This is a genomic window from Martelella sp. NC20 (assembly GCF_013459645.1).
In the GTDB taxonomy this organism is placed as follows: Bacteria; Pseudomonadota; Alphaproteobacteria; order Rhizobiales; family Rhizobiaceae; genus Martelella.
Window position 1 is genome coordinate 1,058,842 of record NZ_CP054861.1, and the last position, 13,387, is coordinate 1,072,228.

General features: G+C 63.0%; 13 protein-coding genes. 4 read left to right on the plus strand and 9 right to left on the minus strand.

Features of this window, described 5'->3' with window-relative positions:
- Window positions 1-31: 31 nt before the first annotated feature.
- The 5 genes from HQ843_RS05175 to HQ843_RS05195 all read right to left on the minus strand — a co-directional run bounded on the left by HQ843_RS05175 (window position 32) and on the right by HQ843_RS05195 (window position 5,080).
- Entirely contained in the window at window positions 32-1,183 is a 1,152-nt protein-coding gene (locus HQ843_RS05175) for an ABC transporter substrate-binding protein (protein ID WP_180899525.1), read from the minus strand.
- A 518-nt stretch (window positions 1,184-1,701) separates the two neighbouring features.
- Window positions 1,702-2,580 carry an alpha/beta hydrolase gene (locus HQ843_RS05180; RefSeq protein WP_180899524.1) on the minus strand — a complete coding sequence of 293 codons (879 nt, stop codon included), beginning with the start codon at window positions 2,578-2,580 and terminating at the stop codon, window positions 1,702-1,704.
- Window positions 2,577-2,984, minus strand: a complete 408-nt coding sequence (locus HQ843_RS05185) for an acyl-CoA thioesterase (RefSeq protein WP_180899523.1) — start codon at window positions 2,982-2,984, stop codon at window positions 2,577-2,579. The genes HQ843_RS05180 and HQ843_RS05185 overlap by 4 nt, the downstream gene beginning before the upstream one ends.
- An 11-nt stretch (window positions 2,985-2,995) precedes the next feature.
- A complete protein-coding gene (locus tag HQ843_RS05190) occupies window positions 2,996-4,618 on the minus strand; it encodes an AMP-binding protein (RefSeq protein WP_180899522.1) in 1,623 nt (540 codons plus the stop codon).
- A gap of 48 nt (window positions 4,619-4,666) precedes the next feature.
- The gene (locus HQ843_RS05195; RefSeq protein ID WP_180899521.1) at window positions 4,667-5,080 is read right to left on the minus strand and encodes an acyl-CoA thioesterase; all 414 of its coding nucleotides are present in this window, start codon (window positions 5,078-5,080) and stop codon (window positions 4,667-4,669) included.
- Window positions 5,081-5,540: 460 nt separating this feature from the next.
- Between HQ843_RS05195 and HQ843_RS05200 the strand changes: the two genes are divergently transcribed.
- The 4 genes from HQ843_RS05200 (at window position 5,541) to HQ843_RS05215 (ending at window position 9,684) form a co-directional block, all read left to right on the plus strand.
- Window positions 5,541-7,820, plus strand: a complete 2,280-nt coding sequence (locus HQ843_RS05200; protein ID WP_180899520.1) for a bifunctional salicylyl-CoA 5-hydroxylase/oxidoreductase — start codon at window positions 5,541-5,543, stop codon at window positions 7,818-7,820.
- Window positions 7,817-8,560: an SDR family NAD(P)-dependent oxidoreductase gene (locus tag HQ843_RS05205; RefSeq protein WP_180899519.1), complete on the plus strand. Its 744-nt coding sequence runs from the start codon at window positions 7,817-7,819 to the stop codon at window positions 8,558-8,560. The genes HQ843_RS05200 and HQ843_RS05205 overlap by 4 nt, the downstream gene beginning before the upstream one ends.
- A gap of 170 nt (window positions 8,561-8,730) precedes the next feature.
- Complete coding sequence (locus HQ843_RS05210) at window positions 8,731-9,150, plus strand: RidA family protein (RefSeq protein WP_180899518.1); 420 nt, start codon at window positions 8,731-8,733, stop codon at window positions 9,148-9,150.
- 72 nt (window positions 9,151-9,222) lie between these two features.
- A complete protein-coding gene (locus tag HQ843_RS05215; protein ID WP_180899517.1) occupies window positions 9,223-9,684 on the plus strand; it encodes a MarR family winged helix-turn-helix transcriptional regulator in 462 nt (153 codons plus the stop codon).
- A gap of 231 nt (window positions 9,685-9,915) precedes the next feature.
- Here HQ843_RS05215 and HQ843_RS05220 read toward each other — a convergent pair whose 3' ends face one another.
- From HQ843_RS05220 to HQ843_RS05235, 4 genes are all read right to left on the minus strand, one after another.
- Window positions 9,916-10,719, minus strand: coding sequence for an SDR family NAD(P)-dependent oxidoreductase (locus tag HQ843_RS05220; protein WP_180899516.1), 804 nt, complete (start codon window positions 10,717-10,719; stop codon window positions 9,916-9,918).
- Window positions 10,716-11,558 carry a fumarylacetoacetate hydrolase family protein gene (locus HQ843_RS05225; RefSeq protein ID WP_180899515.1) on the minus strand — a complete coding sequence of 281 codons (843 nt, stop codon included), beginning with the start codon at window positions 11,556-11,558 and terminating at the stop codon, window positions 10,716-10,718. Before HQ843_RS05225 ends, HQ843_RS05220 begins: the two co-directional genes overlap by 4 nt.
- Window positions 11,559-11,678: 120 nt before the next feature.
- Entirely contained in the window at window positions 11,679-12,104 is a 426-nt protein-coding gene (locus HQ843_RS05230) for a cupin domain-containing protein (RefSeq protein WP_180899514.1), read from the minus strand.
- Between the two features lie 348 nt (window positions 12,105-12,452).
- Window positions 12,453-13,385 carry a TIM barrel protein gene (locus HQ843_RS05235; protein WP_180902311.1) on the minus strand — a complete coding sequence of 311 codons (933 nt, stop codon included), beginning with the start codon at window positions 13,383-13,385 and terminating at the stop codon, window positions 12,453-12,455.
- Window positions 13,386-13,387: the final 2 nt, after the last annotated feature.

Below are 13,387 nucleotides of genomic sequence, written 5' to 3' on the forward strand. Positions count from 1 at the left end.
CTCCGGCCCGGCATCGGGTCCCGGCAGGACGCTACATCTTGCACTCGGCGGCGTAGGCGTCGGCGTGATCGGTCATCACGGTACCGACCAGCTTGTTGGTCAGCACGCCATTGTCATCGATCACTTCGCGGATCACGAAATCCTGGATCGGGTGCTGGTTCGGGCCGAACTTGAAATTGCCGCGCACGCTGTCGAAATCGGCAGCCGCAAGGGCGGCGCGGAAGGCATCGGCGTCGGAGACATCGGCCGCGGCGATGGCGGAGAGCAGCAGGTTGGCGGTGTCATAGCTCTGCGCGGCGTAAAGCGAGGGCAGGCGGCCATATTCGGCCTCGAAACCTTCGACAAAGGCCTTGTTGGCGGCATTGTCCATGTCCGGCGACCAGTCGGAGGTGTTCCTGACGCCGATCGCGGCCTCGCCCATCGCCGGCAGAATATCCTGGCTGAAGCTGAAGGCCGGGCCGATCAGCGGCTTGCCGACGCCGGATTCGGCATATTGCTTCATGAACGAAATGCCCATGCCGCCCGGCAGGAAGAAGAACACCGCATCGGCGTCGCTGTCGCGGATCTGGGCAATTTCGCCGGCGTAATCGGTGGCGCCGAGCTGGGTGTAGACTTCCTTCACAACCTCGCCGTCATAGAAGCGCTTGAAGCCGGTGAGCGAATCCTTGCCCGCCGGATAGTTGGGGGCCATGATGAAGATCTTCTCGATGCCTTGCTGGCTGGCATAGGCGCCGGCGGCCTCGTGAAGATTGTCGTTCTGGTAGCTGACCGCGAAATATTTCGGGTTGCATCCGGCGCCTGCAAGCTGCGAGGGGGCAGCGTTGGTCGACAGATAGAACTTGCCCTGCGCGACCGCGGACGGCACCACGGCCATGGCGAGATTGGACCAGACGATGCCGGTCAGAACGTCGACCTTGTCGGACTGGATCATCTTGTCCGCGATCTGGACGGCGACGTCCGGCTTCTGCTGGTCGTCCTCGATCACGACCTCGACATCGGATGCGGCATCGCCCGCCTGTTTCAGCGCCAGCATGAAGCCGTCGCGGCTGTCGACGCCGAGCGACGCGCCGCCGCCCGACAGCGTGGTGATGACGCCGACCTTGACCGGCTCGGCCTGCGCCATGCCGGCAACGCCGATCGCGAGCGCCATGACGCCGCTTTTCAAGAGAGTGCTGAGTTTCATAGAAGTCCCCACTTTGGTTGTTTGCGATTCCTTCGGAATTCGTCTTCGGCCTCAGGCTCGTGCCCACGCGGGCAGTCTAGTCGAAGCATGTCGCCATGATAAGCCGTTGGAATGTAACCTGACATAATTCAATTATTGGCTCAAACCTAAAATAAATTACTGGTGCATTTTAAGTGTTGGGAGACGCTTGCGGCGCCATTGGATCGGTTCTCGTCCGGCGCGTTTTGTATTGGCGCATCGGCTCGCGCCGCCGCTTCTCCGGTAAACCGTCACCCCTCCCCACTCTCGGCGTCATCCGCGGGCTTGACCCGAGGATCTAAGCACCTATCCATACGAGCGGAGTAGGCGGCGTACCAGGAACGGGGGGCAACGCCGTCGCCAAACCCGCAGCCTCTTCTCGCGTCAGACGGGATTGGATCCTCGGGTCAAGCCCGAGGATGACGCCGAGGGGATGAGAGGGAAGGGACCAGACGGAGAGCCAGAAAATATTTTAAAACTAAACTTATTTCCACCTTGACTTACGCCGCCCCGATCTGGTTCAGCACCATCCGCCCGAACGGATGGCGCGGATTGGCCATGGCGTCGAGGATCGAATAATGGTGATGGCCGGCGACCTCCAGCACGGTGCAGTCCACTGCCGAAGCCTCCGCATGGGCGCCGTAGAGCCGGTTCTGGCGGCGGAACTCGTCGCTTTCGAGCGCGCCGACGGCGGCAATGATCGGCGGTGATGATGCCGGAAGCGGCCGATCGACAGGGCTGTTGCGGCGGGCGGCGGCTTTATCCATGCGCAGGTCGTCATTGAGGCTGGTCAGCCGGATCGGCTCCAGATCGAACAGCCCGCTCACCGCCGTCACGCCCTTGATCGGAAAGCCGGAACGGGAGCCGAGCCCGGACCAGTCATCGGCAAGCAGCATGGCCGCGATCTGGCCGCCGGCCGAATGCCCGGAAACGAACAGCCGCGCCTCGTCGCCGCCGAAGGATGCGGCGTTCAGCCAGATCCATTCGAACGAGCGGCGGCACTGGCCGGCGATCTCATCCATGGTGACGGCGGGGCAAAGCCCGTAATTCGGCAGCACCACGGTAACGCCGCGCTCGACGAAGGGGCGCGCGAGAAACCGGAACCAGGCCTTGTCCGCCGAACGCCAGTAGCCGCCATGATAAAACACCAGCACCGGCGCCGGCCCGCCATCAAGCGCGGGGAAAATATCGAGCGTCTCGGCAGCACTTTCACCAAAGGCGATATCGAGCTTACAGGGCAGGTCGTCCACAGCCTTCGCGCTCGTCTCCTGCCAGCGCTTCGCGTACGCCCCGAAGGCGGGCACGGCATCGCGGGCGATATATTGCGCGTTGAGCGCGGCTGCGTCGTAGCGGCGGAAAGCGTCGCGATCGCCGTTCATGCCGCGGGCTCCAGAGCCGCTTCCAGCTTCGCCCTGATCGCATCCGGCCAGGGCTGCGGGCGGCCCTTGTCGTTGACGAATACCAGCCGCGCGCTGGTTTCGAACCGTTTCTCGTCGCCGCACCATGCGATCATCCGGTAGGTAAACGAGGTCTGGCCGAGTTTCACGATATCCAGAGCGATCACCAGATGATCGCCATGCAGGCTCGGGGCCGTGAAACGGGTTTCAATCGCCGCCGTCGGCACGCCCTCGCGGCCGATGAACTCCTCGAACGGCCATTCCAGCACGTCGGAAAAGAATGTCTCGACACAATCGTTCATCATCTCGAAATAGCGGGGGAAGAACACGATCCCCGCCGGATCGCAATGTTTGAACAGGACTTTCTGCTTCATTTCGAAGGTCATGAAACGGCCTTTCAGGACTGCAGCCGGAACCGCTGGATCTTGCCTGTGGAGGTCTTGGGCAGCGCCTCCACGAATTTGATGCTGCGCGGATACTTATAAGGCGCGATCGTCGCCTTGACATAGTCCTGAAGTTCTTTCACCAGCAAATCGCTGGACTGATGGCCGTCGGCGAGCACGATATGGGCCTCGACGATCTGGCCGCGGGCCTCGTCCGGCGCGCCGATCACGCCGCATTCCAGAACCGCCTCATGGCGCAACAGCGCCGCCTCGACCTCCGGTCCGGCAATGTTGTAGCCGGCCGAGACGATCATGTCGTCATTGCGGGCGGCGAAGTGGAAATAGCCGTCCTCATCCTGCACGAAGGTGTCGCCGGTGATGTTCCAGCCGCCTTCGACATATTCGTTCTGGCGCTGGCCTCCAAGATAACGGCAGCCGGCGGGCCCGCGCACGGCAAGCCGCCCCATCGTGCCGCGCGGCGCTTCGCTGCCGTCTTCGGCCAGCACCTTCGCCTCGTAACCGCCGACGGGCTTGCCGGTGCAGGCCGGGCGGTGATCGTCGAAGCGGTTGGTGATGAAGATATGCAGCATCTCGGTCGAGCCGATGCCGTCGAGCATCGGCTTCCCGGTCTTTTCCATCCACGCCTCGTAGACCGGCGCCGGCAGGGTTTCGCCAGCGGAGACGGCAGCCCTCAGGCTTGAAAGATCGGCGCCCTGCTCCATCGCCTGCAACATCACGCGATAGGCCGTCGGCGCGGTGAAGCAGACGCTGGCGCGGTACTTCTGAATGATCTCGATCATGTTGGCCGGCGAGGCGACTTCGAGCAGCGTGGCCGCCGCCCCGAAGCGCAGCGGAAATACCGCGAGCCCGCCCAGCCCGAATGTGAAGGCGAGCGGCGGCGAGCCGATGAACACATCGTCCGGCGTCACGCTCAGCACTTCCTTGGCGTAGCCATCGGCGATGATCAGCAGATCCCGGTGGAAATGCATGGTCGCCTTCGGATCGCCGGTCGAACCCGAGGTGAAGCCCAGCAGCGCGACATCGTCCGCGGCGGTATCGACGGCGTCGAAATTCACCGGCTTTTCCAGCGCCAGCCGGTCGAGTTCGGCATCATGATTGGCGGTGCCATCAAAGCCGATCACTTTCTTCAGGAACCGGCTTTCCTTGGCGCAGGCGACAAGTTCCTCCATCAGCCGCGTATCGCACAGCGCGAATTCGATCTCGGCCTTGTCGACATATTTGGCAAGCTCGCCCGCGCGCAGCATCGGCATGGTGTTGACCACCACCGCGCCGGCCTTGGTGGCGGCCAGCCAGCAGGCGACCATGGCGGGGTTGTTGGCCGAGCGGATCAGCACCCGGTTGCCCGGCTTGACGCCGAGATCATCGACCAGCGCATGGGCGAGCCGGTTGGTCCAGTCGGCCATTTCCTTGTAGGTGCGCCGCCGGCCATTGCCGATCAGCGCGATGCGGTCGCCGAACCCTTTGGCGACCATCGCATCCGTGAGTTCGACGCCGGCATTCAACCGGTCGGGATAGTCGAAACCCTCCAGCAGCAGATCCGGCCATGCCTCGAAAGGCGGCAGGTTGTCGCGGGCGAAACTGTCGGTATGGCCGGAAGGCCGAAGCTGATGAGGCATGTTCTGTTCCCGTTTTTTGTTTCTGAACGCCGCCATCCCTGGTTTTTGTCAGGCTGGCGGGTCCATATAGGTTTGAAGCCCGGCGCGGACATCGTCCGGCCATGGCCGCGATCTGTGATCCTCGGTGGAGGTCAGCACGATCCGCTGGCGCACCGACCAGATCACATCGCCGCGAACCCGCGCGAAGGTCTCGAGATCGAGCGAGGAATTGCCGATGCGCCGCACATGCATGGAAAAATCCAGCACATCGCCGAAACGCGCGGGCTTTTCGAACCCGATATCCATCTTCAGCACCGGCATGCCGAGATTGCGCTCCAGCATCATCTCTTCCCAGGAGACCCCGAAGGAGGCGAACATGGCGCGGTTGACCTCCACCAGCATGGAGAAATAGGCCGGGTGATAGGCGATCCCCGTCAGGTCGCAGTCGCCGAAGCGCAGGGCTTGGGAGGTTTCAAACGGCAATGGCGGGTTTTCCTTGTTGTTGTGGCTGTTGTTCGCAGTGGTTCTGCGTTTAATGGCGAATCATAATGGAGCCGCGTTATTAGTTCAATATTGAAATATTGCAGCGTCCGTTGACCTCGTGGCCCCTCCACAGTCAATGCGTCATCCTCGGGCTTGACCCGAGGATCCAATCCCGTGTGCCGCGAGCGACGTTTGCGGATTTTATTCCGAGAGCGCACAATGACGAGTTGTTGCCGCCCGCTCCTCTCGCAGTGCGATGTGCTTAGATCCTCGGGTCAAGCCCGAGGATGACGCCGGTGCGGGATGAGAGGCGATTGGGAATTCTGCCTTTGGTGACAAGCAGGCGTTTCATCGCAACCACCTACCAACCTGCGCTTGACACCGACCTCATTCCCAATTTATTTTAAATTCAAATTAATTTTACACAAGCAACCACGCACAGCGTCAGGGGAATCGAGCCATGAAAATCGCAGTTCTGGGAGGCGGCCCCTCGGGTCTCTATTTCGCGATTTCGATGAAGCTGCGCGACAGCGGCCACGACATCACCGTCTATGAGCGCAATCGCCATGACGACACCTTCGGCTGGGGCGTGGTGTTTTCCGACGAGACGCTGGAGAATTTCAGCGGCAACGACCCGGTCGTGGTGCAGTCGATCCGCGACAATTTCGCCTATTGGGATGATGTCAAGGTGGTGCGCGGCGACGAGAGCATGACCTCCGGCGGTCACGGCTTTTGCGGTATCGGGCGGATGAAGCTGTTGATCCTGCTGCAGGAGCGCGCCCGCGAACTCGGCGTCAATCTGGAATTCGAAGCCAATATCGACGATGATCGCATCGAGCAGCTTCGCGCCGAGAACGATCTCGTCATCGCCGCCGACGGACTGAACTCGCGCACCCGCACGCTTTACGAAGATCGTTTCCAGCCGATGATCGACATGCGCCGCAATCATTTCGTCTGGCTCGGCACAAAGCAGAAATTCGACGACGCCTTCACCTTCATCTTCGAGAACACCGGGAAGGGCTGGATCTGGGCGCATGCCTACCAGTTCGACGACGATACGGCGACCTTCATCGTCGAATGCGGGCCGGAGGTCTTCGAGGCCTATGGTTTTGGCGAGATGAGCCAGCAGGAAAGCATTGCCGCCTGCGAGAAGATTTTCGCCCGTCACCTCGGCGGCCACGCACTGATGACCAATGCCAACCACATTCGCGGCTCGGCCTGGATTCAATTCCCGCGGGTCACCTGCGAAAACTGGCACTTCGACAATGTGGTGCTGCTCGGCGACGCTTCGGCAACCGCGCATTTTTCGATCGGTTCCGGCAGCAAGCTTGGCATGGAAAGTGCGGCGGCGCTGGCCGACGAACTCAATTCCGGCAAGCCGCTGGACAAGGCGCTTGACGATTACGAGACGGAGCGCAAGCTGCAGGTGCTGCGGGTCACGTCGGCTGCGCGCAACTCGACCGAATGGTTCGAGGAGGTCGAGCGCTATCTCGAGCTCGACATGATGCAGTTCAACTATTCTCTGCTGACCCGTTCGCAGCGCATCGGCCACGAAAATCTCAGGCTGCGCGACCCCGAATGGCTGGCGACCGCGGAAGCCTGGTTCCAGAAAAAGGCCGGCAGCCAGTCGACAAGGCGGCCGATGTTCGCACCGTTCAGACTGCGCGACATGGAACTGAAGAACCGCGTCGTGGTGTCGCCGATGGCGCAGTACAAGGCCAAGGACGGCATGCCGACCGACTGGCATTTCGTGCATTACGCCGAGCGCGCCAAGGGCGGCGCGGGTCTCGTTTTCACCGAAATGCTCTGCGTTTCGCCGGAAGGCCGGATCACCTCGGGCTGTCCTTGCCTGACCTCCGAACAGGTGCCGGCCTGGAAGCGGCTGACCGACTTCGTCCACACCGAGACCGACGCCAGGATCTGCGCTCAGATCGGCCATGCCGGCCGCAAGGGCTCCACCCGGGTCGCCTGGGAGGGCATGGACAAGCCGCTTGTGGACGGCAACTGGCCGCTGATCTCCGCCTCGCCCATTCCCTATACGCCCGAAAGCCAGACGCCGAAGGCGATGGACCGGGCCGATATGGACATGGTGCGCGACCAGTTCGTTGCCTCCGTGCGCGCCGCCGATCTTGCTGGTTTCGACATGGTGGAAATGCATGCCGCCCACGGCTATCTGCTTGCCTCCTTCATTTCGCCTGTCACCAACCGGCGCGCGGACGACTATGGCGGCAGTCTGGAAAACCGGATGCGCTTTCCGCTCCAAGTATTTGCCGCCATGCGCGCGGCCTGGCCGGCCGAAAAGCCGATGACGGTGCGCATCTCCGCCCATGACTGGGTCGGCGAGGCAGGTGTCGAGCCGGACGAGGCGCTGAAGATCGCCGAAGCCTTCAAGGAAGCCGGCGCCGATGCCATCAACGTCTCCTCCGGCCAGACCACCAGGGATGAACAGCCGGTCTATGGCCGCATGTTCCAGGTGCCGTTTTCCGACCGGGTGCGTAACGACCTCCATTTGCCGACGCTGGTCGCCGGCAATATCTACGAGGCCGATCACGTCAATTCGATCCTGATGGCCGGCCGCGCCGATCTGGTGCTGCTTGCCCGCCCGCATCTGGCCGACCCCTACTGGACGCTCCATGCCGCCGTCGCACTCGGCGATACCGAACAGGCATGGCCCGCGCCCTATGAGGGCGGCCGCCGGCAGGCCAATACGCTTGCCGAACGCGCGAGGGCCATGTCATGAGCCTTGCCGGCAAAAGGGCGCTCGTCACCGGCGGCGGTTCGGGCGTTGGCGCGGTGATTGCCCGGGCGCTTGCCGATGCCGGCGCGGAGGTGGTCATCTGCGGGCGCAGGCGCGAACCGCTTGAGACCGTGGCCGAAAGCCGCGCGGCGATCTCGGCCATGACCTGCGACATCACCGACGAAGCGCAGGTCGTCGCGCTGTTTGCCGCCGCCGGGCCGCTTGACATCGTGATCGCCAATGCCGGCGCGTCGGAAAGCGCGCCCTTTGCCGCGACCACGCTCGAAAGCTTCAACGCGATGATAGCCGTCAACCTGACCGGCACATTCCTGACGCTGCGCGAGGGAGCGAAGGCGATGGCGGGGCGCAACGGCCGGCTGATCGCGATCGCCTCCACCGCGGGGCTGAAGGGCTATGCCTATGTCGCGCCCTATGCGGCGGCAAAGCATGGCGTGGTCGGGCTGGTCAGATCGGCGGCACTCGAATATGCCCGCAAGGGGATCACCGTGAACGCCATCTGCCCCGGCTTTCTCGACACCGAGATGACCGAGCGGTCGATCGCCCGCATCGTCGAGACCACCGGCCGCAGCGCCGGGGAGGCGCGGGCGGCCCTTGAAGCCACCAATCCGATGAAGCGGCTGGTGCCGCCGGAGGACGTGGCCGGCACCGTGCTCTGGCTTTCCTCCGACCAGGCCGCCATGGTCACCGGGCAGGCGATCTCGATTTCGGGGGGCGAGGTATGAACAGGCTCTCTGCCCGTCTGGCGCATGATCCGACCGGAGCGGAGCGAGGATCGACAGGATCATGCGGCCAAAACAATAATCTGGAGCGCCGATCCGATTCAATCGGATCGAAACGCGCTCCAGACACGGCGGAAAAACCACCCATCACGTTCGTATTTGAAAGTTCAGGCATGACATCGTTCTCGCAATCGCCGCATCAGTTTCTCGAACCCGAAGGCTGGGTCCCAGCGCGCGGTTATGCCAACGGCATGCTCGCCCAGGGCCGGATGGTCTTCACCGGCGGCCTGATCGGCTGGAACGCCCGGCAGCAATTCGAACATGCCGATCTCGTCGGCCAGTTCGAGCAGACGCTGCGCAATATCGTCGCCGTGCTCGCCGAAGCCGACGCCCGGCCGGAACACCTGGTTCGGCTGACCTGGTACATCACCGACAAGCGCGAATATCTCGACAACCGCAAGGCGCTCGGCATGGCCTATCGCCGGGTGATCGGCCGCCATTTTCCGGCAATGGCCGTGGTTCAGGTCGTCGCCCTGATGGAAGACGAGGCCAGGATCGAGATCGAGGCGACCGCGGTGATCCCGGCCGACTGAGACGTGCCGCAATCTGGTTGAGGTTTGAAGCAAATGCGGCTAGAGCGGTTACGGAAGAAGAGAGAATCCGTCATGACCGCCCATGAAGTCAAAGACCCGGCCCTTGCCACCCAGCGCGTGCGCCTCTGGCTGCACATGCTGAAAGCGGTGCGCCATGTCGAGGGCAATCTGCGCGAACGCCTGCGCGAGAATTACGCCATGACGCTGCCGCGTTTCGACGTGATGGCAGCGCTGCACGCAGCCCCCGAGGGCATGCGCATGAGCGCGCTTTCCAAGCAGCTCGTGGTCTCCAACGGCAATGTCACCGGCGTGATCGAGAAACTGGTCGCCGATGGTCTCGTCGAGCGCGAGAACCAGGAAACCGACCGCCGCGCCTTTCTGGTGCGCATCACCGACAAGGGCAAGGCGCTGATGGACGAGATGACCGCGGTCCATCGCGGCTGGATCGACGAAATCTTCGCCGAAATCGCCGAACCGGACGTCGCCCGCGCGATCTCGATCATGATGGATATCCGGCACAAACCGCATCAGTGAACGGGCCGCATAAGTGAACGGGCCGCATAAGTGAACGGGCCGCTCCGCTCGTTCCTCATTCGCCGAGAGCCCGCTCCCCTCACCCGGCGCATTCGCGCCACCCTCTCCCCTTCGGGGCGAGGGGAACCGTGCCGCGTTTTCGGAGCAAGCCGGAAGGCAGAGCCGCGCCGTCTTCCCCTTCTCCCCGCTGGGGAGAAGGTGGCCGAAGGCCGGATGAGGGGAAGCGGGCTCTCAGTAAATCCCGGTCTCCCGCGCCACGCGCCGGTAGGCAGCGCCGCCGGTGAAGCCGCCGTCGATCACGAAATCCTCGCCGGTGATGAAGGCGGAGGCGTCGGAGGCGAGGAACAGCACGAGCTGGGCAACGTCCTCGGCCTCGCCGCTACGCTGCATCGGCGTCATCTCGATCATCGGCTTCAGGTGCGGCGAATTGCGGTTGAGGTCGGTGACGATCAGGCCGGGGCAGATCGCGTTCACGCGGACGCCCTTTTCGGCATATTCCATTGCCGCCGTGCGGGTGAGGCCGCGCAGCGCCCATTTGCTGGCGGTATAGGCCGGGTCGTAATGCCCGGAAAAACCGCTGTTGGAGGAAATGTTGATCACCGAGCCGCCGCCGGTTTCCACCATCAGCGGCAGCGCCGCCTTGAGCCCGGCAAACGCGCCGGTGGCGTTGACGTCCAGCACCTTGCGCCATTCGGCGACCGACATGTCGGCGATCGTCTTGCGGTTGATGATGCCGGCATTGTTGACGAGAATGTCGAGGCCGCCGGTCCAGTCCCGCACGGCATCGATCACCGCCTGCCAGTCGGCCTCCGACGTCACGTCGAGCTTCATGAAGCGCGCGTCATGACCTGCCGCGCGCAGCGCTTCGGCCTGCGCCTCGCCTTCTTCGGCAAGCACGTCGCACAGCATCACCCGCGCGCCGGCCTCTGTGAGAAGCGCCGCTTCGACAGCGCCCTGCCCGCGCCCCGCGCCGGTGACGATCGCGGTCTTGCCGGAGAGATCGGTAAGGGCGGCCCTTGTCGCTGCCATGCTCATGCCTGCACCATCTTCTGGCGCTGCTCGCCAAGCCCGGCAGCGCCGAGCGTGACGATCTGGCCTTGCTTCAGGAAGGTCGGCGGTTTCATGCCGAGGCCGACGCCGGGCGGGGTGCCGGTGGAGATGATGTCGCCGGGCTCCAGCGTCATGAACTGCGAGATGTAGCTGACGAGGTGCTTCACCGGAAAGATCATGGTGCGGGTATTGCCGGTCTGCCGGCGCTCGCCGTCGACATCGAGCCAGAGATCGAGGTTCTGGATATCCTCGAATTCGTCCGGCGTCACCAGCCACGGGCCCGTCGGTCCGAAGGTGTCGTGGCTCTTGCCCTTGATCCACTGGCCGGCGCGTTCCGACTGAAACCGGCGCTCGGACACGTCGTTGACGAGCACATAGCCGGCCACGTGGGAAAGCGCGTCGTCCTCGGCGACATATTTCGCCCGCTTGCCGATGACCACGCCGAGCTCGACCTCCCAGTCGGTGCGGTCGGAACCGCGCGGGATCTCGACATCGTCGTTCGGTCCGCAGACGGCCGTCGTCGCCTTGGCGAACAGCACCGGCTCGGGCGGCGCGGCCTTGCCGGTCTCGGCGGCATGGTCGGCATAATTGAGGCCGACGCAGATGAACTTGCCGATCCTGCCGACCGGCGCGCCATAGCGGGGGCTGCCCTCCACCAGCGGCAACGTTTCGGGATCGAGGCCGGAAAGCCGCGAAAGCATCTCCGGCGACAGCGTTTCCGACGAGATATCCGCGATCACGCCCGAAAGATCGCGGATCGCGCCGTTGGCATCCACAAGGCCGGGCTTTTCGGCGCCGTTTTCACCGTATCGTACCAGTTTCATGGTCTGCTCCAATCCAGAGCATTTCGCAGTCAGGTGGAATCACCTGACGTCCGCGAAAATGCGTCAAAACAAATAGATAGAGCATTTCTGGTGATCCCGTTTTCACCGGAAATGCTCTGTTCAGGCGCGACGATAGCCTTCAAGCTGCTCGTCGGGGACATCCGGCAAATTGGTCACCAGATTGTCGGGGGTGCGGCAGGTCAGCCAGACCAGTTCTTCCGTGGTGCTCATATTGACCTCGACATGCGGCATGAACGGCGGCACGAACACGAAGTCGCCCGGATACATGTCGGTATATTCCTTGTAGTCCTCGCCGAAATAGATCCGGCCGTGGCCGGAAAGCACGTAGCCGCCGGTCTCGGCTTCCTGGTGATGATGCGGCGGGGAACGGTGGCCCGGCTCGTTGCTGACCCGGCCGAACCAGATCCTGGTGGCGGGCGTGTGCTGCGGGCTGACGCCGGACTTGCGGACGCATTCGCCCGATTGCAGGGTCTCCTCGCCAAGCTCGGCGCTGCGGGTGACGACGGGTACGACTTTGGCGCTCATGGTTTCCTCCAAATTTAAAATTTCCCTACCGAACGGCGGCCTTCGTGCGGGCATGAGCAATCGCTACCCGCGCTTCAAAGGCTTTATGGAGAAACGATATAATCGGCGGTTGGAAATTACAAGAATGCCGCGCATATATTTTAAATTTAAATTATTGATTGGGCTGCTACAGGTTTGCGGCCGGGTTGACATTCATCACATCGCCACCGGAATTGGCATAGAATATCAATGGACCTTGCCGTCAAACCGGCGAGCCTTCGGCTGCGACAAACTGGCGCAACCGCAGCAAAGGCAGGAGCCGGCTTTCCATCCGCGAGAGCGTGGGAATGTCGGGGGTTTGCCGAAATTTCAGATTTTCAGATCGCCGGCCCCGGTATCGATATGGGGCGCCCAGAAGGCGATGCTCTCGGTGATCTGCGGGATCACCTCGCGGTCATTGGGCTCGCGCTCCTTGAAGCTCAGCTCGAGGCAGATTTCGTTGTCGCGCGCCCCGCCCTCGGCAAAGGCCTCAAGCAGCGGTTCCGGCTGGATCCGGCCTTTGGCGTTGAACGCGGCGGTGAACGGGCGATGGCCGCCCTTGTCCATCAGGCTCTGCTTGATATGGATGATCGGCGAGACCTTCGGCACCGACCGCGCCCAGGCATAGGGATCGTAATCATCCGGATTGTCGGAGGTGACGTCGCCATGGTCGATATCGGCCATCATCCACATCGGCACGGCCATATTGGCGGCGGTCAGGCGGTCCTGCAGCGCCATGCAGTCGGCAATCGTGTGGCCGAATTCGCGGCCGACCGACATCGGTTCCCAGAACAGATAGGAAAGGCCCGCCGCCTTCGCATGCTCGGCCACCTCGGCCCAGCAATCGATGGCGATCGCGATCAGTTCCTCGCGGCGCTTCAGATCGTCGTAATCGGCATAGGTGAGGATCGCGAACTGGGTGCCGACCGACGTGCCGCCGAGATCGCCGATGATATCGGCGAAGGTCTTGAACCAGTCGACATAATAGCGCCGCACATCGCGGTCGGGATGACCGAAATGGTTGAGCCTGCCATAGGGGCCGGTCATGCCCGAGGTGACCCGGACCCCGGTGCGCTCGAGCGCGCCGGCCATGACGCGGGTCAGCCGGCGGATAACCGGCGCCGGCCAGGACGGGTTGATGAATTCATGGGTGAGCTGAAGGTCGCGCAGCCTCAGGTCGCGCGCGGTGGTCTCGATCAGGTCGACCGGATCGGCGAAGCGGTTGACGAGCGGATTGGTATTCAGGGAAAGCGTCAGCGGCATCT